The 23096-nt window shown below is 72.0% G+C and carries 21 protein-coding genes; 10 read left to right on the top strand and 11 right to left on the bottom strand.

Annotated features, from left to right (window positions below; translation table 11 throughout):
* Window positions 1-120: 120 nt before the first annotated feature.
* Window positions 121-2124 carry a protein kinase domain-containing protein gene (locus AB0C36_RS35750; RefSeq protein WP_358362565.1) on the top strand — a complete coding sequence of 668 codons (2004 nt, stop codon included), beginning with the start codon at window positions 121-123 and terminating at the stop codon, window positions 2122-2124.
* A gap of 41 nt (window positions 2125-2165) precedes the next feature.
* On the opposite strand, the gene AB0C36_RS35745 is transcribed toward AB0C36_RS35750, so the two are convergent.
* Window positions 2166-2750 carry a PH domain-containing protein gene (locus AB0C36_RS35745; RefSeq protein ID WP_358362563.1) on the bottom strand — a complete coding sequence of 195 codons (585 nt, stop codon included), beginning with the start codon at window positions 2748-2750 and terminating at the stop codon, window positions 2166-2168.
* A gap of 223 nt (window positions 2751-2973) precedes the next feature.
* On the opposite strand from AB0C36_RS35745, the gene deoC reads away from it, so the two are divergent.
* Genes deoC through AB0C36_RS35730 form a run of 3 tightly spaced genes read left to right on the top strand, consistent with a single transcriptional unit; the run spans window position 2974 to window position 6313 of the window.
* Window positions 2974-3924 carry a deoxyribose-phosphate aldolase gene (gene deoC / locus AB0C36_RS35740; protein ID WP_358362568.1) on the top strand — a complete coding sequence of 317 codons (951 nt, stop codon included), beginning with the start codon at window positions 2974-2976 and terminating at the stop codon, window positions 3922-3924.
* Between the two features lie 3 nt (window positions 3925-3927).
* A complete protein-coding gene (locus tag AB0C36_RS35735) occupies window positions 3928-5385 on the top strand; it encodes an aldehyde dehydrogenase family protein (RefSeq protein ID WP_358362561.1) in 1458 nt (485 codons plus the stop codon).
* 7 nt (window positions 5386-5392) lie between these two features.
* A complete protein-coding gene (locus AB0C36_RS35730) occupies window positions 5393-6313 on the top strand; it encodes an aldehyde dehydrogenase family protein (RefSeq protein ID WP_358362560.1) in 921 nt (306 codons plus the stop codon).
* Window positions 6314-6499: 186 nt separating this feature from the next.
* Here AB0C36_RS35730 and AB0C36_RS35725 read toward each other — a convergent pair whose 3' ends face one another.
* On the bottom strand, window positions 6500-6820 hold the full coding sequence (locus AB0C36_RS35725; protein ID WP_358362558.1) for a hypothetical protein: 321 nt from the start codon (window positions 6818-6820) through the stop codon (window positions 6500-6502).
* A gap of 341 nt (window positions 6821-7161) precedes the next feature.
* On the bottom strand, window positions 7162-7791 hold the full coding sequence (locus tag AB0C36_RS35720; RefSeq protein ID WP_358362557.1) for a SigE family RNA polymerase sigma factor: 630 nt from the start codon (window positions 7789-7791) through the stop codon (window positions 7162-7164).
* A 178-nt stretch (window positions 7792-7969) separates the two neighbouring features.
* Here AB0C36_RS35720 and AB0C36_RS35715 point away from each other — a divergent pair, with 178 nt between their 5' ends.
* The 5 genes from AB0C36_RS35715 to AB0C36_RS35695 all read left to right on the top strand — a co-directional run bounded on the left by AB0C36_RS35715 (window position 7970) and on the right by AB0C36_RS35695 (window position 12565).
* Window positions 7970-8644: a response regulator gene (locus AB0C36_RS35715; protein WP_281475360.1), complete on the top strand. Its 675-nt coding sequence runs from the start codon at window positions 7970-7972 to the stop codon at window positions 8642-8644.
* Between the two features lie 83 nt (window positions 8645-8727).
* Window positions 8728-10251 (top strand): ATP-binding protein, encoded by a 1524-nt coding sequence (locus tag AB0C36_RS35710; RefSeq protein WP_435839182.1) that lies wholly within the window; start codon window positions 8728-8730, stop codon window positions 10249-10251.
* Window positions 10248-10961, top strand: coding sequence for a hypothetical protein (locus AB0C36_RS35705; protein ID WP_358362555.1), 714 nt, complete (start codon window positions 10248-10250; stop codon window positions 10959-10961). The genes AB0C36_RS35710 and AB0C36_RS35705 overlap by 4 nt, the downstream gene beginning before the upstream one ends.
* Window positions 10962-11275: 314 nt before the next feature.
* A complete protein-coding gene (locus AB0C36_RS35700; protein WP_358362566.1) occupies window positions 11276-11467 on the top strand; it encodes a PspC domain-containing protein in 192 nt (63 codons plus the stop codon).
* Window positions 11468-11572: 105 nt separating this feature from the next.
* The gene (locus AB0C36_RS35695) at window positions 11573-12565 is read left to right on the top strand and encodes a trypsin-like serine peptidase (protein WP_358362554.1); all 993 of its coding nucleotides are present in this window, start codon (window positions 11573-11575) and stop codon (window positions 12563-12565) included.
* A gap of 72 nt (window positions 12566-12637) precedes the next feature.
* Here the strand turns inward: AB0C36_RS35695 and AB0C36_RS35690 are convergent, their stop codons facing one another.
* The 3 genes from AB0C36_RS35690 to AB0C36_RS35680 form a co-directional block, all read right to left on the bottom strand.
* Entirely contained in the window at window positions 12638-12970 is a 333-nt protein-coding gene (locus AB0C36_RS35690; protein ID WP_358362553.1) for a hypothetical protein, read from the bottom strand.
* Between the two features lie 156 nt (window positions 12971-13126).
* Window positions 13127-14248 (bottom strand): adenosine deaminase, encoded by a 1122-nt coding sequence (locus AB0C36_RS35685; RefSeq protein ID WP_358362551.1) that lies wholly within the window; start codon window positions 14246-14248, stop codon window positions 13127-13129.
* A 156-nt stretch (window positions 14249-14404) separates the two neighbouring features.
* Complete coding sequence (locus AB0C36_RS35680; RefSeq protein WP_358362549.1) at window positions 14405-15358, bottom strand: LysR family transcriptional regulator; 954 nt, start codon at window positions 15356-15358, stop codon at window positions 14405-14407.
* Window positions 15359-15421: 63 nt separating this feature from the next.
* Between AB0C36_RS35680 and AB0C36_RS35675 the strand changes: the two genes are divergently transcribed.
* Window positions 15422-16720, top strand: a complete 1299-nt coding sequence (locus AB0C36_RS35675) for an MFS transporter (RefSeq protein ID WP_435839181.1) — start codon at window positions 15422-15424, stop codon at window positions 16718-16720.
* 99 nt (window positions 16721-16819) lie between these two features.
* Here the strand turns inward: AB0C36_RS35675 and AB0C36_RS35670 are convergent, their stop codons facing one another.
* The 5 genes from AB0C36_RS35670 to AB0C36_RS35650 are packed head-to-tail and all read right to left on the bottom strand — an operon-like array spanning window position 16820 to window position 22915.
* Window positions 16820-18112: a thymidine phosphorylase gene (locus tag AB0C36_RS35670; RefSeq protein WP_358362545.1), complete on the bottom strand. Its 1293-nt coding sequence runs from the start codon at window positions 18110-18112 to the stop codon at window positions 16820-16822.
* Between the two features lie 19 nt (window positions 18113-18131).
* Entirely contained in the window at window positions 18132-18557 is a 426-nt protein-coding gene (locus AB0C36_RS35665) for a cytidine deaminase (RefSeq protein WP_358362544.1), read from the bottom strand.
* A gap of 4 nt (window positions 18558-18561) precedes the next feature.
* On the bottom strand, window positions 18562-19875 hold the full coding sequence (locus AB0C36_RS35660) for an ABC transporter permease (protein WP_358362542.1): 1314 nt from the start codon (window positions 19873-19875) through the stop codon (window positions 18562-18564).
* Window positions 19875-21284 (bottom strand): ABC transporter permease, encoded by a 1410-nt coding sequence (locus tag AB0C36_RS35655; protein WP_358362541.1) that lies wholly within the window; start codon window positions 21282-21284, stop codon window positions 19875-19877. The genes AB0C36_RS35660 and AB0C36_RS35655 overlap by 1 nt, the downstream gene beginning before the upstream one ends.
* Window positions 21281-22915, bottom strand: a complete 1635-nt coding sequence (locus AB0C36_RS35650; RefSeq protein WP_358362539.1) for an ABC transporter ATP-binding protein — start codon at window positions 22913-22915, stop codon at window positions 21281-21283. Before AB0C36_RS35650 ends, AB0C36_RS35655 begins: the two co-directional genes overlap by 4 nt.
* Window positions 22916-23096: the final 181 nt, after the last annotated feature.

Below are 23096 nucleotides of genomic sequence, written 5' to 3'. Positions count from 1 at the left end.
GCGGTGTTCGAACACCGCCCGCCACCGCCCGCATCCCGTGTCACCCGCGCCGCACGATCGCCTGCCTGAACCGTTCCCGTCGCTCTACCGTGGTTGCGGGGAGGGACAACCGTGGAAGCATTGCGTTCTGAGGATCCGTCGACCATCGCGGGGTACCGCATGCTCGCCCGGCTCGGCGCCGGGGGCATGGGCCGCGTCTATCTCGCGCGTTCGCCCGGAGGGCGACCGGTCGCGTTCAAGGTCATCCGGGCGGACTTCGCCGACGACGCCGACTTCCGCGTGCGGTTCGCGCGGGAGGTGGCGGCGGCCCGGTCGGTGAGCGGCGTCTTCACGGCACCTGTGCTGGACGCCGACCCACAGGGCGACCCGCCGTGGCTGGCCACCGGGTACGTGGCCGGGGTCGCGCTCGACGACGCGGTGAACCGTTTCGGCCCGCTGCCGGGTTCGCTGCGGCAGTTGGCGGGCGGCATCGCGGAGGCACTGATCGCCGTGCACGCCGCGGGACTTGTGCACCGCGACCTCAAGCCGGCCAACGTGATGCTGGCGGCGGACGGGCCGCGCCTGATCGACTTCGGCATCGCCCGCGCGCTGGAGGGCGGGACCATCACGCGCACCGGGTTCCTGGTCGGCTCGCCCGGCTTCCTCGCCCCCGAGCAGGCGGGCAGCGGCGCGATCGGCCCGGCCACCGACGTGTTCGCGCTCGGTGCCGTGCTGACGTACGCGGCGACCGGCCAAACGCCGTTCGGCGAAGGCGTGTTCACCGAACTGCTCTTCAAGGTCCTGTACGGCGAGCCGGACGTGTCCGGGGTGCCCGAACCCTTCCGCCCGCTCGTGGCCGCGATGCTCGCCAAGGCACCCGCCGACCGGCCGACGCCCGGCCAGATCCTGGACCGGCTCGCGGAGTTCGGCCCGGACGCCCGCGCGGGCGCGTGGCTGCCGCGGCCGTTGACCGAGTTGGTGCTCGCGCGTTCGGCGGCGCTGCTGGCGGAGGACCCTCCCCTGGCCTTCGGCCGGGAGGCGCCCCCCGCCGCGGAGACGGTCGTAGAGCACCCGGAGCCCGCGGCCCCGGTGCCTCCCGCGCTGCAACCCCCGCCGCCGGTCGAGCCCATATCCGAGCCCCTGTCCCAGCCCGCGCCGCTCAGACCGCCGCCCGGGCAACAGCCCACCGGACCACCGACGTCGTCGCAGGCGACCGCGCCGCAAGCGATACCACCGGCGGTACCACCGGTGGCATCCCCGTCGCCGCGACCATCGGCGCCGCCGTCGCCGTCGCTCGCGCCGCCCGGGCAGCCGCCGCACGCGCCACCGTCCGAGCGCCCCGGCGGCCCCGCCTCGGCAGGCACGGGCCAGCGCCGCCGCATCGTCGTTGTCGCGGCGGTCGCTGTCATGGCACTGGCCGTGGCGGCCGCCGTCCTCACCCCGCGCCTGCTCGACGACGACAAGAACCCGGAGGGCGGCGGCAAGGCGAGCCCCAACTCCGGAACTCCCGGCACCGGCGGCCCCGCGTCGCCCGCCGCCTGCGGCGCGGTGTCCGCGAACTTCACCGGGACCACGGTGTATCCGCAGATCAGCACGCCGACCGACGGCATCGAGCCGGAGCAGACGGCGGCGGGGTACGTCATCACGGCCGAGCCGGAGTCCGACGTACGCGCCGACTTCCAGGGCAAGGTGACCGCGCCTTTCGCGAGCGCCCGGGTCAACGGGGACCTGACCGTCGAGACGCGCGTGACGGTCGACCCGCGCGTCGGCTACCAGGCCGCCGGACTCCTGCTGTTCACCGACCAGCACAACTACGTGCGGCTGGAGCGCGGCTACGGCGACTTCGACGCCATCGCCTTCGAGTACTTCGCGAACTCCGTGCACTACAAGCTGACCACGCCCTACAACACCGAGCCGGAAGGCAAGGTCAGGGCCACGTCCGACACGGTGTCCCTGCGCCTGGAGCGCCAGGGCGACAAGGTCACGGCGCAGTGGCGGGCCGCGGACACCGAGCCGTGGAAGCCCCTGCCGGGCGAGGCGGCGTTGCCCGAGGGGCGCGCCGACGCGGGCATGACGGTCCTCAACTCCCCGAAGACCGGCCTGTTCAGCGCGACGTTCCGGAACCTGACCGTGAACTGCCTGTGAGCGCCGGGCGGGACCACCCGCGTACGGCGGCTACCGGGCCGCTACAGGGCCGCCCCGATCGCCGCGAGCACGATGCCCGCGGCCAAGGGCGCGAGGATCTCCCAGGACCAGGCCACCTTGACCGGTCCCGTCGATTCCTTGCCCATCTGTTCGGCCATGCCGCGGAAGTCGGCCACCGCGTGGTCGGCGAGCGCGGCCTGCGCGATCTCGTGGTGCTGGGAGCCGTAGGGGCTCTCCGCGGCCGACCGCGAGTTCACGCGCATGGCCCGCTTGCGCTCGCGCAGCGAGACCGGGATCGACCAGATGTGGAACTTGCGGTCGTCGGCCCGCACCTCCAACGAGTACTCCGCACGGACCTCCTGCACGGCGCCCCACGGGATCTCGATGGTGCGGAACGGGTTGCGGATGCGCAGCATCTCCGGCCCGGCGAACACCGCCGCGCGCAGCGTGAGCGCGACGACCACCGCGCCCACCGCGACCACGGCTCCCACGACGGTCACCGAGGCCTTGCCGTCGGCACGGACCAGGCTGTCGACGACCAGCCACAGCCCGGCGGCGAGCAGCGCGACGCCCGTGAAGACGGCCGGCTTGGACCGGTAGGTGGTGACGCCCTCATCGGTGTTCATGACTCGGGATTGTGCCCCACGCCCCGGCGGCTCGGAAACGGCAGGCCGAGCGCCCGGGCCTCGGGGGATCCGCCGGGCGGCCGCGTTCCGCGCGGATTCGCGGGCCTCCGCCGGTCCTTACTGGGCGCGTGCCGGGCCGCTGGGCGGGCCAAGGGGCGAAACGTTCCGTTTGATAGCCCCTCTGGCCGTCAGCTACGCGTGTAGATATGCTCATGTGGTGACCATGCTGTCTGCCTTCCCAGCCGACCCGGCCGAGGTGACGTCCTCCGAGGCGGCCCTGACCCGGTTCCTCCACGGGCTTCCCGGCATCGACAAGGTCGGGGCCGAGTCCCGTGCCGCGATGCTCGGGACGCGTTCGATCAAGAAGGACGCCAAGGCCTTCGCGATCGACCTCGCCATCTCGATGATCGACCTGACCACCCTGGAGGGTGCCGACACCCCCGGCAAGGTCCGGGCGCTGTGCGCCAAGGCCCTCCACCCCGACCCCGGCGCCCCCGACGCGCCGCGGCCCGCCGCGATCTGCGTCTATCCGGACCTGGTCGGCGAGGCCAAGAAGGCACTCGGCGCCGCGCCCGTCAACGTGGCGTCCGTGGCCACCGCGTTCCCCTCCGGCCGCGCCGCCCTCGACGTCAAGCTCGCCGACGTGGTGGAGGCGGTGCGCGCGGGCGCCGACGAGATCGACATGGTCATCGACCGGGGCGCCTTCCTGTCCGGGCGCTACCGGCAGGTCTTCGACGAGATCGTGGCCGTCAAGGCGGCTTGTGGCAGCGCGCACCTGAAGGTGATCCTGGAGACCGGCGAGCTGTCGACGTACGACAACGTGCGCCGCGCGTCGTGGCTCGCCATGCTGGCCGGCGCCGACTTCATCAAGACCTCGACGGGCAAGGTCGCCACCAACGCGACGCTGCCCGTGACGCTCGTGATGCTGGAGGCGGTACGTGACTTCCGCGCCGCGACCGGGCGCCAGATCGGCGTCAAGCCGGCCGGCGGCATCCGGACGACCAAGGACGCGATCAAGTACCTCGTCCTGGTCAACGAGACGGCCGGCCCGGACTGGCTGACCCCCGACTGGTTCCGCCTGGGCGCCTCCAGCCTGCTCAACGACTTGCTGATGCAGCGTCACAAGCTGGCGACCGGCCGCTACTCCGGCCCCGACTACGTGACGGTGGACTGACCCGTGAGCAAAGACGTTTCCACACCGGGCAAGGCGTTCGAGTACGCCCCGGCGCCCGAGTCCCGTTCCGCCGTCGACATCGCGGCGTCATACGGGCTGTTCATCGACGGCAAATTCTCCGAAGCCGCGGACGGCGGCGTGCTCAAGACCGTCAACCCGGCCACCGAGGAGGTCCTGGCCGAGGTCGCGGTCGGTGGTGACGCGGACGTCGACCGCGCGGTCAAGGCGGCCCGCAAGGCGTTCAAGGGCTGGTCCGCGCTGCCCGGCAGCGAGCGCGCCAAGTACCTGTTCCGCATCGCGCGCCTGGTCCAGGAGCACGGCCGCGAGCTCGCGGTCCTGGAGACCCTCGACAACGGCAAGCCGATCCGCGAGTCGCGCGACGTCGACATCCCGCTCGTCGCCGCGCACTTCTTCCACTACGCCGGGTGGGCCGACAAGCTCGCGTACGCCGGCCACGGCCCCGACCCGAAGCCGCACGGCGTGGCCGGCCAGGTCATCCCGTGGAACTTCCCGCTGCTGATGCTGGCCTGGAAGATCGCCCCGGCGCTGGCGGCCGGCAACACGGTCGTCCTCAAGCCCGCCGAGACCACGCCGCTGACCGCGCTGCGGTTCGCGGAGATCTGCGTCGAGGCCGGGCTGCCGGCCGGGGTCGTCAACATCGTCACCGGCGCGGGCGCCACCGGCCGCGCGGTCGTCGCGCACCCGGACGTCGACAAGATCGCGTTCACCGGCTCGACGCCGGTCGGCAAGGAGATCATCCGCACGGTCGCCGGCACCGGCAAGAAGCTGACCCTCGAACTCGGGGGCAAGGCCGCGAACATCGTCTACGACGACGCCGCGCTCGACTCCGCGGTCGAGGGCATCGTCAACGGCATCTTCTTCAACCAGGGCCAGGTCTGCTGCGCCGGTTCGCGCCTGCTCGTGCAGGAGTCGGTCGCCGACGAGGTGCTGGCGATGCTGACCCGCCGCCTGGGCACGCTGCGCCTCGGCGACCCGCTGGACAAGAACACCGACGTCGGCGCGATCAACTCGGCCGCCCAACTCGACCGCATCAGGACGCTGGTCGCGTCCGGCGACGACGAGGGCGCCGAGCGCTGGACCGCGCCGTGCGAGATCCCCGCGAAGGGCTTCTGGTTCCCGCCGACCGTGTTCACCGGCGTGACGCAGGCGCACCGCATCGCGCGCGAGGAGATCTTCGGGCCGGTGCTGTCGGTGCTGACCTTCCGCACCCCCGCCGAGGCGGTCGAGAAGGCCAACAACACGCCGTACGGCCTGTCGGCGGGCGTGTGGACCGAGAAGGGCGCCAAGGCGCTGTGGACCGCGCAGCGGCTGCGCGCGGGTGTCGTGTGGACCAACACGTTCAACCGGTTCGACCCGGCGTCGCCGTTCGGCGGGTTCAAGGAGTCCGGGTTCGGCCGCGAGGGCGGCCGCCACGGTCTGGAGGCGTACCTCGATGTCTAAGGCTTCGATGTCCAAGGCTGCGATGTCCAAAGACCTGATGCGCGCCCCGGGGACGGCCCGTCTGGCGGTCAACAAGACCTACAAGCTGTACATCGGGGGCAAGTTCCCCCGGTCCGAGAGCGGGCGGGTGTACGCGGTGACCGACACGAAGGACCGTCCGCTGGCCAACGCGCCGCGCGGCACCCGCAAGGATGCCCGCGACGCGGTCGTCGCCGCACGCAAGGCGTTCGGCGGCTGGTCCGGCGCGACCGCGTACAACCGCGGCCAGGTCCTCTACCGCGTCGCGGAGATGCTGGAGGCGCGCCGCGAGGAGTTCGCCACCGAGGTCGCCGCGGCCGAGGGCCTCGGCCGGGGCAAGGCGCTCGCGCTCGTCGACGCGTCGGTGGACCGCTGGGTCTGGTACGCGGGGTGGACCGACAAGCTCGCGCAGGTCGCGGGCGGCGCGAACCCGGTGGCCGGGCCGTACGCGAACTGGTCGACCCCGGAGCCGACCGGCGTCGTCGCGGTCCTCGCCCCGCAGAAGTCGTCGCTGCTCGGCCTCACCAGCGTGGTCGCCCCGGCGATCGCGACGGGCAACACCGCGGTCGTGCTGGCGTCCGAGAAGGCACCGCTGCCGGCGCTGGCGTTCGCCGAGGTGCTGGGCGTCGCCGACGTGCCGGGCGGCGTGGTCAACCTGCTGAGCGGTCCGGTCGCCGAGGTCGCCCCGTGGCTGGCCGCGCACCAGGACGTCAACGCGATCGACCTCGCGGGCGCGGCGCACAACGCCGGCGTCGCGTCGGTCCGCGACCTGGAGATCGCCTCGGCCGACAACCTCAAGCGCGTGCTGCGCCCCGAGGCCAAGGAGCCGGACTGGTCCGCGGACCCGGGTGTGGGCCGCATGCTCGCGTTCACCGAGACCCGCACCGTGTGGCACCCGACGGGCAACTGACCCGTCCGCGAGCCGGAGAGCGTCGGGTGCGCGGTGTGGCTCCCTTGTTCCGCCAACGATCGGCGGAGCCCAAGGGTCACGGGGTCACTCCTGCGGGTCCGAGCTTGCGCGGCCCCGGCCGAACATGCGAGCGCAAGCCGGGCCGCGCATCCCCGGCTTGCGCTCGCCGCGCGCGGAGGCGCGGCGTCAGCCGGTGATGCCCCGGACGATCTCCTCCAGGTTGGTGCCGTCGGCGATCTGGCCGGTGACCATCCCGCTGCTGAGCGGCAGGTCGCCGACCGTGGTGCCCACCGAGTTGTCGAGCGGGTTCACGCCGGTGCCGGCGAGCGGGTTGAGCGCCACCTTCGCGGCCGGGTCGACGGCCGCCGGAACGGCCGCGTCCAGCGCCGGTTCCAGGCGCGTGGGGCCCGGCGCCTTGGGCGCGGCGGTCGCGGCCGGGGCGGCGACGCCCAGGGCCACGGCGGCGCCGATCGACGCGGCCATCACGGTACGCATTGCCGAAGCCATGGCAGGTCCTTCCGTACGACACGACCAGCCGGCGCGTCGCCGACCGCGACCGGACACGAAGAGCACCCGATCAAACACGCAAGGTAGCGAAACTGCCGTCGTCGGGGCAACGTGACACCCGCCGGAACCGAACCCGCGGCCGCGCCGTCCTCAACCGCGTGACAGCACAGCCCGGCAGACGACCGCTTCCGGGAAAACCCGGAAACGACGAAGTCCCGGGCCGGTCCGGCGAACGGACCACACCCGGGACTCCAGGTCCCCACAAGCCCCCCCGGACCGGTGTGAACTCTCCACGTCGCGCAGCCCCCGCCACGACGGCGGGGCACCTCACGTACCGCGGCTCAGGCAACCAGCTCCGCGAACGCCTCGTCCGCGCCGAAGCTGAGCGCCTCGTCCTCGCGCAGCCGGCGCAGCGCGCGCCAGATGCTGCTCTTGACCGTGCCGACGCTGACGCCGAGCACCTCGGCGACCTCGGGGTCGGTCCGGCCCTCGTAGTAGCGCAGCACGAGCATCGTGCGCTGCGGCTCGGGCAGCTTGGCCAGTGCCGACCACAGCACCGCGCGCAGTTCGGTGTCGCCCATCGAGTCCGAGCAGTCGGGGCGCTCGGGCATCTCCTCGGTGGGGTACTCGCCGATGCGGCGGCGCCGCCATGCCGATATGTGCAGGTTGGTCATCGTGCGGCGCAGGTAGCCGCCGAGCGCGGCCTTGTCCTGGATGCGGCCCCACGCCTGGTAGGTGCTCATCAGGGCGCTCTGCAGGAGGTCTTCGGCCTCGTTGCGGTCCCCGGTGAGGTGGTAGGCGGTGGCGAACAGCGCCGAGCGGCGCTCCCGCACGTACGCCGTGAAGTCGTCGTCCACGCAACCGGTGTCCTGCACGGCGGCGCGCGAGGCCGGCGTACCGGCACTCGGGACCGCGGCGAGCGCGACGACCGTGCGGCGGTTCTCGTGGCGGTCGATCAGCTGTGACTGCATGGTTCCTCCCCCAAACCCTGCTCCAACGCGAGCTTCGTTCACAGCCACAACTCTGCTGGTCGGGCTTCATCGGACCGTCTGCCTCGTGTCACAGCTGTGCAACAGGGCGCGGTGCCGGAGAACCGCGGAATGCGGACCCGTGTTCTTCCCACCCGTGACGTCAGACACAATGGCTCGCGTGCCCTACCTGTTGCTGATCGAGGACGACGAGGCCGTACGCACCGGCCTCGAACTCGCGCTTGGCCGCCAGGGTCACCGTGTGGTGACCGCTGCCACCGGCGAGCTCGGCTTGGAGCGGTGGCGTGAGCAGCGCCCCGACCTCATCGTGCTGGATGTGATGCTGCCCGGAATCGACGGCTTCGAGGTGTGCCGGCGGATCCGCCGCACCGACTCGCTGCCGATCATCCTGTTGACCGCGCGCAACGACGACATCGACGTGGTCGTCGGCCTGGAGTCGGGTGCGGACGACTACGTGGTCAAACCGGTGCAGCCGCGCGTCCTGGACGCCCGCATCCGTGCGGTGCTGCGGCGCGGCGAGCGTGAGGTCTCGGACGCCTCGGTGTTCGGTGACTTGGTGGTCGACCGCAACGCGATGATCGTGACCAAGGGCGGCGAGGAGTTGTCGCTGACCCCGACCGAGCTGCGGCTGCTCGTCGAGCTGAGCCGCCGGCCGGGCCAGGCGCTGTCGCGGCAGCAACTGCTGCGGCTGGTCTGGGAGCACGACTACCTCGGTGACTCGCGCCTGGTGGACGCGTGCGTCCAACGACTGCGTGCCAAGGTCGAGTTGGTGCCGTCCGCACCGACGCTCATCCGTACCGTACGGGGCGTGGGTTACCGCCTCGACCCGCCGTGACGGGCCGGTTCGGCCGTACGCGGAAGCAGTCCACCGCCCGTCCCCGCTCGCGCCGCCCGGTGCTCGCGCGGCTCGGCCATGCGATGCGTCTGAGCTCGCTGCGGGTGCGCATCCTCGCGGTGTTCGCGATCGTCGCCCTCATCTCGGCGGTCGCGGCCTCCGGCATCGCCTACTGGCTGACCCGCAACGCGGTGCTCCAGCGTGCGCAGGACTCGGTCATCAAGGAGTTCCGCGACGGCCTCGGCCGGGTCTCCGCGAACCTGCCCGCCGACCCGACGCGGGAGCAGCTCGACGCGGCCGCGCTGCAGCTCAAGAGCACCAGCTTCGGCTACCAGGTCGTGCTGGTCGGCAAGGACGACCTCATCTCGGCGCCCAGCGACGGCGAGTTCACGCTCGACGACGTGCCCGAGGACCTGCGGCGGGTGGTGAACACCACCGACGACCAGCTGAAGTACCACATGTACTTCAAGCGCGTGAACATAGACGGCCAGCCGTACCTGATCTGCGGGACGAAGGTCGTCGCGTCGGCCCCGGGGCAGGCCGACGGCCCGACCGGCTACATGTTCCAGTCGCTGCGCGCCGAGCAGACCGACCTGACGTCGCTCGCCCGCTATCTGACGACCGGTGCCGTGCTCGCGCTCGGCGCGGCCGCCGTGCTCGCCCTGGTCGGCGCCCGGCACGTGCTGCGTCCGGTACGCCGACTCGGCGACGCCGCCCGGCAGTTGGGCGCGGGCAAGCTGGACACCCGGCTGGACGTCCGGGGCTCCGACGAACTCGCGGATCTGGCCCGCACCTTCAACGACGCGGCCGAGAAGCTGGAGCGCAGCGTCACGGAGCTGCGGGCACTTGAGGCGTCGTCGCGGCGGTTCGTCGCCGACGTGTCGCACGAACTGCGCACGCCGCTGGCCGCGATGACGGCGGTGAGCGAGCTCCTGGAGGAGGAGGCCGACAGCCTCGGCGAACAGGGCGCCCCCGCGGCCCGCCTGGTCGTCGCGGAGATCGACCGGCTCGCCACGCTGGTCGAGGACCTGATGGAGGTCTCGCGCTTCGACGCGGGCACCGCCGCCCTGGTCCTCGACGACGTCGACATCGCCGACCTGGTCACCGCGTGCCTCGACGCGCGCGCCTGGATGGACGCCGTCGACCTGCGCTCGGCACGCGGCATCATCGCCCGGGTGGACGCGCGCCGCCTCGACGTGATGGTGTCCAACCTGGTCGGCAACGCGCTGCGGCACGGAGGTTCGCCGGTGACCGTCGAGATCCGCCGTGAGCCCCGCACGCACGTACCCGGCATGCTCGCCGTGGAGGGTACGGAAGACCTGGTCATCGACGTGTCCGACACCGGCCCCGGCATCCCCGAGGAGGTCCTGCCGCACGTGTTCGACCGGTTCTACAAGGCGGACAGCTCACGGGCACGCTCCGAGGGCAGCGGCCTCGGCCTGTCCATCGTGATGGAGAACGCGCGGATCCACGGCGGTACGGCGTCCGCGTCCAACGTCCCGGGCGGAGGCGCGATGTTCAGCCTGCGGCTGCCGCTGGTCCCGCCGGCCGACGACGAGATGGACGACGGGTCCGACACGTCGCTCCGGCTCGGAGGTGCCCCGTGAGCCCGGCCCGGCACGTCGCCCGGCGCACGCCGTCCGGCACGGCCTCGCCCCGGACCGTAGGCCGGTACCGGCGCTCCCGCCGCACCCTCGCCCTCGTCGGCGTGGTCGGCGCCGCGGCGCTGCTCGTCGGGTGCGGGATCCGGGAGACCGAGGGCCCGATCAACGCCGGCGAGCCCGCGAAGCGGCCTCAGGGCACCGCGACGTCGCCCGTTCTGGCCATGCACTCGATCTACCTCGTGCGCAACGGCCGCCCCGCGCCGGTGTTGCGCGGCGACGCGGTGGACCTGCCGGTGCCGGGGCAGAACTCGACGCGCCAGCCGGTGCCGGGCGACCCGCTGCGCATGTCGCTGATAGACCGCCTGCTGCGCGAACTGGGCCACGGGCCGAACGCGGAGGAAGCGGCCGCGGGCTGGACGACGAGGCTGCCGGTCGGCGGGGTGAAGCTCGCCGAGCCGGTCGCCGAGGACCCCGCGATCCTGATCCGCCTCGACCTGGCCGCCGTCTCCGAGCTGGACCCGGTGGCGCTGGGCCAGGTGGTCTGCACGCTCCAACACGCGGCGAAGTCGGCCTCGGTGCTCCTGGCCGGGCGTACCGGCCCGGGACGCCCGCTGTCGTGCGCGACGTTCGAGGACGGGCCGCTCGGCCCCGAAGCCGGCCCCCCGCCCACGCCGCCCACGCCGCCCACGCCGTCCGCGACCCCGTCCACCTAGGCCGCGCCGACCTCGTCCGCTTGGCGGTCCTTGGCGGCCTGTTCGTCTTCGGCTTGTCCGTCGTCGGCTGTTCGTCCTGGGCCTGTGTGTCGTCGGTCTATGTGGCCTCGGCCTCGCCGCGGGTCGGCCGGTCCCTCGTCCTCAGGGTCGAACCCTGAGGAATCCCCTACGCCCGCGAGGCGGTTCCTCCGCCTTGCGCAGCATGTCCGTCCGGTCCGGCAGGAGGACGAAATGCGCCTCGGTCCTGCGTACCTTCGAAGGTGAGGGTGCGAGGTACGCGCCGCTCCGAGGAGGAACAGATCGCCATGTACGCCATGACGCAACCCGCACGATTGACCCGGCCCCGCGAAGGCCGGATGATCGCCGGCGTCTGCGCGGGTATCGCACGCCGCTTCGGCTGGACCCCCAAGGCGGTCCGCATCGCCTTCGTCGTCTCCTGCCTCCTGCCCGGCCCGCAGTTCCTGCTGTACCTGGCGATGTGGGTGGTCGTCCCCAAGGACAGGTGACCCGCGCCCGGCCGCAGCGGGGGTCTTGCGCCTATCATCCGTTCAGGGTCCGGACGGTGTCCGGACCGGGGACGGACGTACGGCGCAGGCGAGGGGGGAGGCCCGGTGGGGCCGACGTACCACAGGAACAGGATCATCACGCTGTCCGTCGTGGGCGGCGTGATCGTCACGCTGCTGGGGCTCTTCCTGAGCGGGACCCTCGCCGTGAAGGCGGCGAAGACGTCCGCGATGTCGTCCAAGAAGTACTCCGACCAGGAGATCGAGGACAACAACCGCTTCTGGGACGACGAGGGCAGGCTCGGCGAGGCCAAGCCGGTCGGCCCGCAGGGCGTCGAGGCTCCATCGAACCCGAACTTCCGGCCGCCGCGCACGGTGGACGCCGAGGGCGTCTCCGCTCCGTACGACCAGGAGACCGCGATACGCGGCAAGATCTTCTTCGAGGTGCCGGGCGGCGTCGCGGAGTGCAGCGGCACCGTCGTGAGCCATCCGACGGGCAACATGGTCTGGACCGCGGCGCACTGCCTGCACGGCGGACAGAGCGGCGACTTCTACAAGCGCGTGACGTTCATCCCGGGCTACAACGGCGCGGGGCGCACGTCCGCCGACAAGGCGCCGTACGGCCGCTGGCCGGCCCGCCAGGTCGAGGTGAGCGACCAGTGGGTCGAGGACGCCGACCCCGAACGCGACAGCACCGCCTCGCCCTTCGACTTCGGCGCGTTCATCGTGCAGCCGCCCCCCGGCCGGCAGTCGCTGGAGGAGGAGTTGGGCAACAGCGCCGAGATCCTGTTCAACGCGCCGCGCAACCTGACCGTCGACTCGTTCGGGTACCCGGGCGAAGAGCCGTTCGACGGCAGCGAGTTGTTCACCTGCCACTCGCCGACCACGGACTTCCGCAACACCGGGTGGCCGGAGCCCGCGATGTTGTGGATGGGCTGCACGATGACCGGCGGGTCCAGCGGCGGGGGCTGGTTCGCGGAAGTCGAGGGCAAGAGATATCTGGTCAGCAATATCTCGCTGGGGATAACGACGTCGACCGCGGAGACGATGACGGGCCCCTATCTGGGGAACGTCGCGCGCTCGTTGTACGACCGGTTCTGACCTGCCCGAGACACGGGAAACCGCCGGACCGCGCCGTGCGGGGACGCGGACCGGCGGCGGGCAGCCGTACGGTCAGCCGGTGAGGCCGGGAACGCCGGGCAGGGCGCTCGTCGGCAGGGCGTTGGCGGGCAGGGCGTTGGTGGGCAGCGACTGCGTCGCAGTCTGCGCCGCGGTGTCCAGACCGCCGGTGACCTGGCCGGTCGGCAGGCTGTCGGTCACCCCGCTGATCGGGAACGGCCCGAGGGTGCCGCTGTTCTCCTGCGCCACCTTCGGCACCGTGGGGACGTTCGGGTTGAGCAGTCCGGCGTTGCCACCGGTCACGGCCATCGCCGATCCGGCCGTTCCGGCCACGATCGCCGCACCGAGCCCGGCCGTGACAGCTGCCTTACGCGTTACCGATCCCATGAGCATCCTCATCTTCCGGACGCGGCTCTACCACGCCACGTGACGACATGACCACGAAAGGTAGCGAACGCAAGACGGGGAGTGCAAAACGCAAAAGGCCCGGGCGGCCGCTTGCCGAGGCCGTCCGGGCGTATTGCGTTCCGCCGAATCCGCAGGTCAGCCGCGCGGGAAAAGCCATTCGGCGCGAAGTGCGGCGTAACCGGGCTTGATCACCTCGTTGATCATGGCCAGCCGTTCGTCGAACGGGATGAACGCGGACTTCATGGCGTTGACCGTGAACCACTGCATGTCGTCCAGGTCGTAGCCGAACGCGTCGACCAGGTGCTCGAATTCGCGGGTCATCGAAGTCCCGCTCATCAGCCGGTTGTCGGTGTTGACGGTGACCCGGAAGTACAGCTTGCGCAGCAGGCCGATCGGGTGGTCCGCATAGGAATCGGCGGCACCGGTCTGGAGGTTGGAGGTCGGGCACATCTCCAGCGGGATGCGCTTGTCGCGCACGTACGCGGCCAGGCGGCCGAGCGAGACGGAGCCGTCGTCCTTGACGTCGATGTCGTCGATGATGCGCACACCGTGTCCGAGCCGGTCGGCGCCGCACCACTGCACGGCCTCCCAGATCGACGGCAGGCCGAAGGCCTCGCCGGCGTGGATCGTGAAGTGGAAGTTCTCGCGCTGGAGGTACTCGAACGCGTCGAGGTGGCGGGTGGGCGGATGGCCCGCCTCGGCGCCCGCGATGTCGAAGCCGACGACGCCCGCGTCCCGGTAGCGGTTGGCGAGTTCGGCGATCTCCAACGAGCGGGCGGCGTGCCGCATCGCGGTCAGCAGCGCGCCGACGCGGATGCGGTGGCCGGTCCGCGCGGCGTTGTGCTCGCCGATGCGGAAGCCCTCGTTGACGGCCTCGACGACCTCGTCCAGGGTCAGGCCGGCGTCGAGGTGCTGCTCGGGTGCGTAGCGGATCTCGGCGTACACGACGCCGTCGGCCGCCAGGTCCTCGGCGCATTCGGCGGCGACGCGCACCAGCGCCTCGCGCGTCTGCATGACCGCGCAGGTGTGCGTGAACGTCTCGAGGTAGCGCTCCAGCGAGCCGGAGTCGGCCGCTTCGCGGAACCAGGTGCCGAGTGCGTCGGGGTCGTCGGTCGGGAGGTTGCCGTAGCCCACCGCGGCGGCGAGTTCGACGATGGTGGCCGGACGCAGGCCGCCGTCGAGGTGGTCGTGGAGGAGAACCTTCGGGGCTCGGCGGATGTGCTCGGCCGAGGGCGAGACTGCGTGTTGGCTGTGCATGCGCAGACTTTAGTACCTACGCGCGTAGAAGGCACGAATGTCAGGTGAAGACAGGGCGCGGAAAAGATGGCGGTCCAGGTCGGCCGAGGCGCCCCCCCGCCGCCCCGAGGATGCCCCGGGGCACCACCCGGCCGCAGTCGGGGCCGCGGTCCGGTCTCAGCCCCGGCCCAGCAACCGGCCGGTACGGCCGATGACGAACTCGCGGAACAGCCGTACCGGTGCCGTCTCCGGGCGCTCCCGCGGCCACGCCAGGCCGATCGTGCGGTACGCGCGCGGCTCGGTGACCGCCAGCTGCACGGTCCCCGGCCGTACCGCCTCGGGCGCGGGCAGCAGCGCGACCCCGAGCCCCGCCGCGACCAGGCCGCGCAGCGTCTCGGCCTCCTCGCCCTCGAAGGCGACGCGTGGCACGAACCCGGCCTCCGCGCACAGCGCGTCGACGATGCGGCGCAGGCCGTACCCGGGCTCCATGCACACGAACTCCTCGCCCGCCGCCTCGGCCAGCCGCACCCGCCCGCGGCCCGCGAGCCGGTGGTCGGCCGGGACCACGAGGTAGAGCCGCTGGTCGTCGAGTGCGCGCACCGCGAGGTCGGGGTCGTCCGGCAGCGGTGAGGTCAGGCACAGGTCCAACTCCCCCGCGCGCATCCGGACGAGCATCGACGCGGCCGAGTCCTGCACCAGCGAGAAGCGGATCCCGGGGTGGTCGGCGCGGAACGCGCGCAGCAGTCCCGGGACGGCCTCGGCACCCATCGTGTGCAGGAAGCCGAACGCCACCTTGCCGCGGGCCGCACTCACCTCCCCCTGGATCTCCTCGCACGCCTCGTCGAGCCGGTCGAGCACCGGCTCGACGGCGGCCAGCAGTGTGCGGCCCTGCCGCGTCAGGCGCACCCCGCGCCCGGTGCGCACCAGGAGGGGCACGCCCAACTCGGCCTCCAGCCGCGCCATCGAGCGGCTGAGCGTCGGCTGCGGTACGCCCAACTCCTCGGCGGCGCGCGTCACATGCTCGCTGCGCGCCACCGCCGCGAAGTGCACGAGCCTGGGCACGAGGACCTCCAACGGATTCTCGGCACCGTCCGGGCGTGCGCCACCGGCTGACCTGCTCTCATACGACATGGCATCAATCATCACCGAAACATGCATTGGACGCATGACTCGACGGGCCCTACGTTCGTCGGTATGTCCGCGTCGTCCGCACAGTCCGAGTCCTCCGCGCCGGAACCTGCCACACCGGGACCCGCCCCCGTGGCCCGCCACGCGAAGGGCACCGCCGCGTACCGCCGCGTCAACCTCGCGCTCTTCCTCGCCGGATGCGCGACGTTCGCGATGCTCTACACGACGCAGACCCTGCTGCCGCAGCTGTCCGGCGCGTTCCACCTCAGCCCGGCCCAGGCGAGTGCGTCCGTCTCGGTCGCCACCGGGGCGCTCGCCCTCGCGGTCATCCCGGTGAGCATGCTCTCCGAGCGCTGGGGCCGCACGCGGATCATGACCGTGTCGGTCTTCGCCGCCGCGCTGCTGGGCGTACTGGCCGCGTTCGCACCGGACTTCGGCACCCTCGTCGCCCTGCGCACCCTCCAGGGCGTGGCACTCGCGGGCCTCCCGGCGACCGCGATGGCGTACCTCGCCGAGGAGATCGAGGGCACCTCGCTCCCGGCCGCGATGGGGCTGTACGTCGCGGGCAACAGCATCGGCGGCATGGGCGGCCGCCTGGTGACGGGGCTCGCGGGCGACCTGGGCGGCTGCCGTACCGCACTCCTCACCATCGGCCTCGTCGCCCTCGCCTGCGCGGTCGCGTTCCGCGTCCTGGTCCCCCGCTCGCGCAACTTCCGCCCGGCGGACCGCAGCGCGCGCGAACTCGCCGGAACGCTGCGCACGCACCTGGCCGACCCGGTCCTGCGCCGCCTCTACCTGCTGGGCATGCTCTTCATGGCGGCCTTCGGGACCGTCTACAACTACCTCGGCTACCGCCTGCTCGACGCCCCGTTCAACCTCCCCGAGGCGGTCGTCGGCGCGGTCTTCGTCATCTACCTCGCGGGTACGTTCAGCTCCGCCGCCGCGGGGCGCATGGTCGGCCGCTTCGGCCACCGCGGCACGCTGTGGGCCGCCTCCGCGGTCACCGCCGCCGGAGCGCTCCTCACGCTCCCCGACCACCTGGTGTTCGTGATCCCCGGCCTGGTCGTCCTGACCGCCGGCTTCTTCGCCGGTCACGCCGCGGCGAGCGCGGCGGTCGGGCTGCGGGCGACGCGCGGGCGGGCGCAGGCCTCCGCGCTGTACATCGCGGCGTACTACCTGGGCAGCAGCCTCGGCGGCCCGCTCGGCGGCATCGCCTTCCACGACATCGGCTGGCCGGGTGCCGTCGCCTTCGTCCTCACCCTGTGCGCGCTGGCCGCCCTGGTGACCGCCGGTCTGCGCACCAGGAACTCCGCCGCCACCCCGGTCACGCAGTCCTCCGCGCGGCGCGCCCCAGCCAGGGCCTGACCCTGGCAGAGGTACGCCTCGGCGGAAAGGTTCAGCAGGTGGGGCCGGTCACGAGGTGGGGCCGGTCACGAGGCGGGGCCGGTCACGAGGCGGGGCCGGTCAGGAGGTGGGGCCGATGCGGTCGATGACGATGGGGGTGGGCTCGAACCTCGTCCCCGGGGCCGCGACGTCGTACGAGTCGGCGACCGCCTCGAGCGCGTAGTCGAACCGCTCGGGGGTGTCCGTGTGCAGGGTCAGCAGCGGCTGGCCCTGGGCCACCGTGTCGCCCGGCTTGGCGTGGATCTCGACGCCCGCGCCCGCCTGCACGGCCTCTTCCTTGCGCGCGCGGCCCGCGCCCAGGCGCCAGGCGGCCACGCCGACGGCGTACGCGTCCAGGCGCGTCAGCACGCCGGAGGCGCTCGCCGTCACCACGTGGGTCTCGCGCGCGGTGGGCAGCGCGGCGTCCGGGTCGCCGCCCTGCGCGGCGATCATGCGGCGCCAGGCGTCCATCGCCGAGCCGTCCTTGAGCGCCTCGGCGGGGTCCCGGTCGGTCACGCCCGCGGCGGCCAGCATCTCGCGGGCCAGGGCCAGCGTCAGTTCGACGACGTCGGCCGGACCGCCGCCCGCCAACACCTCGACGGACTCGCGGACTTCGAGGGCGTTGCCGGCGGTCAGGCCCAGCGGCGTGGCCATGTCGGTCAGCAGCGCGACCGTCCGGACGCCGTGGTCGACGCCCAACCGCACCATCGTGCGGGCCAGTTCGCGGGCGTCGGCGAGTTCCTTCATGAACGCGCCGGTGCCGACCTTGACGTCGAGGACCAGCGCGCCGGTGCCCTCGGCGATCTTCTTGCTCATGATGGAGCTGGCGATCAGCGGGATCGCCTCGACGGTGCCGGTGACGTCGCGCAGCGCGTACAGCTTCTTGTCGGCGGGGGCGAGGCCGTCGCCGGCCGCGCAGACGACCGCGCCGACCGACTCCAGGACGGCGAGCATCTCGTCGTTCGAGAGCTGCGCCCGCCAGCCGGGGATGGCCTCCAGCTTGTCGAGCGTGCCGCCGGTGTGGCCGAGGCCGCGTCCGGACAACTGCGGGACGGCGACGCCGCACGCGGCGACCAGCGGCGCGAGCGGCAGGGTGATCTTGTCGCCGACGCCCCCGGTGGAGTGCTTGTCGGCGGTCGGCCGCGACAGCCCGGAGAAGTCCATGCGCTCGCCGGACGCGATCATCGCGTCCGTCCAGCGGTTGATCTCGGCGGAGGTCATGCCGTTGAGCAGGATCGCCATCGCGAGCGCGGACATCTGCTCGTCCGCGACTTCGCCCCGCGTGTAGGCGTCGACCACCCAGTCGATCTGACTGTTCGTCAGCTCGCCTCGGTCGCGCTTCGTGCGGATGACGGAGATGGCGTCCATGCTCAACAGGCTCCTCGCTTCACTTTCAGGTCAGGTTGTCGGGGCCGAAGGCGTCCGGCAGGACCTCGCTCATCGGCCGGATGCCCCGCGCGGTGTCCACCAGCAACCCCGGGCCGCCGTGCTCCCACAGGAGTTGGCGGCAGCGACCGCACGGCATCAGCACCGCGCCGTCGCCGTCGCAGCACGTGAACGCGACGAGGCGGCCGCCGCCGCTCGCGTGCAGGGCTCCCACCAGACCGCATTCCGCGCACAAAGTCACGCCGTACGACGCGTTCTCCACATTGCAGCCCACGACGGTACGCCCGTCGTCGACCACCGCGGCGGCGCCGACCGGGTACTTCGAGTACGGCGCGTACGCGTGCGTCATCGCCTCGCGCGCCGCGTCCCGCAGTGCCTCCCAGTCGACGTCCGCGCCGGTCGTCGGACGGCTGCCCGCATCGGTGCCGGTCATGCCGTCAGCCCTTCGTGTAAGGCTTGTTGGCCGCGGCCGGCGGTCGGACCTTGCCCACCAGGCCGGCCACCGCGAACACCGTGACGATGTACGGCAGCATCTGGAGGAACTCCGCCGGGATCGGCGTCTGCAGCGGCTGGAGCGACGTCGCGAGGGCCTTCGTGAAGCCGAACAGCAGGGCCGCCGCGACGGCGCCCAGCGGACGCCAGCGGCCGAAGATGACCGCCGCCAGCGCGATGTAGCCCGCGCCGGACGCCATGTCCTTGCTGAACGTGCCGACCGTGCCGATGGTGAGGAACGCGCCGCCGATGCCGGCGATGAGGCCGGCCCCCGAAACGTTCAGGTAGCGGGTGCGCAGCACCTTGATGCCGACCGTGTCCGCCGCCGTCGGGTGCTCGCCGACCGCCCGGGCGCGCAGGCCCCAGCGGGTGTGGAAGAGCGCCAGGTGGACGACCGCGACCAGGACGTACATCAGGTACACGATCACGTTGACGTCGAAGAGCACCGGGCCGATGACCGGGATCTCGGACAGGCCGGGGATCGCCCAGTTGTCGAAGGTGCCGGGGTTGTTGTACTTGTCGCTGTTCGGCCGCAGCAGCTGCGAGTACAGGAAGCCGGTCATGCCCGCGACGAGCAGGTTGATGACGACCCCGAGCACGACCTGTTCGACCAGGTAGCGCACCGCGAACACGGCCAGCAGCAGCCCGACGAGGCCGCCCGCCACCGCGCCGGCCACCAGGCCCGCGTACAGCGAGTCGGTGATGGAGCCGACCAGTGCCGCGGAGAACGCGCCGGCCAGGAACTGGCCCTCGATGGCGATGTTGACGACACCGGAGCGCTCGCCGATGACGCCCGCGAGGGCGCCGAGGATGAGCGGCGTCGCGGCGAGCATCGTGTTCTGCAGCGCGCCCGCGAAGGACATCTGCTTGCCGGCGATGGCCCAGCTGAGGAACGCGACCACGAACGCGATCACGAACACCGCGGCGCTCAGCCGCCGGGCGAGCTTGGACCGGTCCAGCAGGATGCGGGCCACGCCCGCCGCCATGCACAGGATCGACATCGCGATCGCGGTGCCGCGCGCGGCGACGTCGAGGTCGCCGACCTCGGGGCCGGAGCCGGAGACGGTCAGGCCGAAGACCGCGTCGACGCCGCCCTTGGTGCCGAAGCCGAAGGCCCACAGCGCGTACACGCCGATCAGGACGAAGCCGATGCCGGTGATCAGCGCGCGGCGCCGGGCGGCGGCCGCGAGCGTACGCGCCGCGGCACCCGTGGCCTCCTGGGGCGCCTCTGCCTCGGGGGTGATGAGAGTGTTCGACATCAGACGGCCTCCGCCCCTGCGGTTTCCTTCGCCACCAGGCCGCCTTCGCCGCCCCGGTGTGCGCCCTTGAGGCGGAAGATCGTGCGGACCAGGGCGGGTGCCGCGACGCAGAGCACGATCACCGCCTGGATGACCATGACGATGTCGATCGACACGCCCACGGCTGCCTGCATCTTCGAACCGCCCGCCTGGAGCGCGCCGAACAGCAGCGCCGCGAAGATCACGCCCAGCGGCTTGGTGCGGCCGAGCAGCGCCACGGTGATGGCGGTGAAGCCGAGGCCCGCGTCGATGGTCGGGCTCAGCTGGTGGCCCGCGTTGTACGGGCCGGCGAGCTGCGAGACGCCCACCATGCCGGCCATCGCGCCCGCGATGGCCATCGCCACGATCTGCGCGCGTCCCACGCTCATGCCCGCGGTGCGGGCGGCGTCCGGGTTGGAGCCCACCGCGCGCAGTTCGAAGCCCATCGTCGAGCGGTTGAGGATCCACCAGTACAGCGCCACCGCGGCGAGCGCGAGGATGATGCCGAGGTTGATGCGCAGCTCGTCGCCGAACAGCCGGGGCAGCAGCGCGCCGTCGTCCAGCGGCTTGCCGATTGGCTGCTGCTGGTTCTCCTCGCGGAAGGTGTCGGTGGTGAGCAGCCACGCGAGGAAGTTCAGCGCGATGTAGTTGAACATGATCGTGATGATCACCTCGTGGGCCCCGAAGCGGGCCTTGAGGACGCCGGCGAGCCCGGCGTACACGGCGCCGCCGAGGATGCCGCCGACGATCACGAGGATGAGCAGCAGCGTGCCCGGCAGGTCGAAGGTGAAGCCGACCCACGACGCGACGATGGCGCCCGCGATGAGCTGGCCCTGCGCACCGATGTTGAACAGCCCGGCGCGGAAGGCGATCGAGACCGAGAGACCGCCGAAGATCAGCGGGGTGGCCTGCGAGATCGTCTCGGAGAGCGGGTTGAGGATGTAGGGCGCGTAGTTGCTGTCAAAAGTGCCCGGGTCGACGATCGAGCCCTTGAAGAGGGCGACGTACGCGTCCTTGACCAGGTTCCACGACGCCGACATCGCGTCGCCCGGGTCGTCGAAGAAATACTTGTACTTGTCCAGGACGTCCTGGTTCGACAGCACGATCAGGACGGCGCCGACGAGCAGGGCCAGGACGATCGCCAGGAACGTGACGACGGCCGAGTTGCCGGTGACGATGCCGTCGACGACCTGGCGCCCGAACGACTTCCGCGGCTGCGCCTGGGCCTTCTTCGCGGCGGCGACGGCCGCGACGGGCTTGTCGGCGGGCGTCTCGGCCGACTGCTCGGCGGGCGTCCCGGCAGGGGTTCCGGCCGGTGTCCCGGCAGGCTGCTCGGCAGGCGTGCTGCCCTCGGGCTTCTTGCCGTCGCCGTCGTTGTTCGCGTCGCTCATGCCTGCCCCTCCTCTCCACCGGTCGTGTCCGTGTCGTTGTCGCCGTCGTTGTGGCGGTCGCGCGGGGTGTCCTCGACGTCCAGTTCCAGCGACGGACGTGTGGCGGCCTTCTCCAGCAGCGCGGGGTCCTCGACACCGGCCATCAGGAGGCCCAACTGCTCACGTGTCGCGGTCGGCGGCACGATGCCGACGATGCGGCCGCGGTACATGACCGCGATCCGGTCGGCCAGCGCGACGACCTCGTCCAGTTCGGTGGAGACGATGACGACCGGCGTGCCGACGTCCCGCTCGGCCACGATGCGCTGGTGGATGAACTCCATCGCGCCGACGTCCACACCGCGTGTGGGCTGCGAGGCGATGAACAGCCGCAGCGGGCGCGACATTTCGCGCGCCACGACGACCTTCTGCTGGTTGCCGCCGGACAACGAGCCCGCCGGGCTGTCGATCGACTGCGTGCGGATGTCGAACTCCTCGACCCGCTTGTACCCGTTCTCGCGCACCTTCTTGGGGTTGATCGCGATGCCTCCGCCGTACGGCGGGCGCGTGACCAGGTCGAGCACCAGGTTCTCGGAGACCGTGAACTCGCCCACGATGCCGTCGTGCTGGCGGTCCTCGGGGACGAACCCCACGCCGGCGTCGAGCGTCTTGCGCGGACTGAGCGCGGTGATGTCGCGGCCGTCCAGCCGGATCCGGCCGGCGGCCGGCCGGCGCAGCCCGAGGATCGCCTGCGTCAGCTCGGTCTGGCCGTTGCCCTGCACGCCCGCGACGCCGAGGATCTCGCCCTCGCGCAGTTCCAGGTCCACGCTGTCGACCTGGACGTTGCCGAAGTCGTCGAGCACGGTGACGTTCTCGAGGGTGAAGCGCACCTCGCCCGGCTGCGCGGGCTCCTTGTGCACCACCAGGTCCACGGGCCGGCCGACCATGAGCGAGGCCAACTCGGTCTCGGAGGAGGACGGGTCGGCGCTGCCGACGACCTTGCCGCGGCGGATGACCGTGATGCGGTCGGCGACGGCCTTGACCTCTTTGAGCTTGTGGGTGATGAAGACGATCGAGTGGCCCGAGTCGCGCAGCGCGCGCATGACGCGGAACAGCTCCTGGGTCTCCTGCGGCGTCAGCACCGCGGTCGGCTCGTCGAGGATGAGCACCTTGGCGTCGCGTACCAGGGCCTTGAGGATCTCGACGCGCTGCTGAAGGCCGACGGGCAGGTCCTCGACGGTCGCGTCCGGGTTGACCTCGAGGCCGTACTCGGCGACCAGGTCGAGCACCTTCTTGCGGGCGCGGCGGCGGTCCAGCCAGCCGAGCGCCTGGGTCTCCTCGTTGCCCAGCATCACGTTCTCGGCGACGGTGAAGACCGGCACGAGCATGAAGTGCTGGTGGACCATGCCGATGCCGGCGTCGATGGCGTCGCCGGCGGTCCTGAAGGTACGCGGCTGTCCGTCCACGACGATCTCGCCCGACGTCGGCTCGTAGAGCCCGTACAGGACGTTCATCAGCGTCGACTTGCCGGCACCGTTCTCACCGAGGAGGCAGTGGATCTCTCCGGGCTCGACGGTCAGATCGATGTGGTCGTTCGCGACCAGCGATCCGAACCGTTTCGTGATCCCGCGCAGTTCCAGCTTCAGCGCGGTCACCTCCTCAGCGGCGCTGCGCCCCGGGCGGCGGGGCGTGCGGGGGGATGGGCAAGGGTGTGTGGGTACTGCGGTGCGTGCCGGGCGACGGGGGCGAGGGGCCCGGCGGGTCGAGCGGGTACGCCGAGGGGTGAAGCACAGCGCCGGGTGCCGTGGACCGAGGGGTCCAAGGCACCCCGCCCCC

Origin of the sequence: Streptodolium elevatio (assembly GCF_040649515.1) — a bacterium.
In the GTDB taxonomy this organism is placed as follows: Bacteria; Actinomycetota; Actinomycetes; order Streptomycetales; family Streptomycetaceae; genus Yinghuangia; species Yinghuangia elevatio.
Note: the sequence above shows the minus strand (reverse complement) of the source record. Positions and strands in the feature narration are given on the sequence as shown.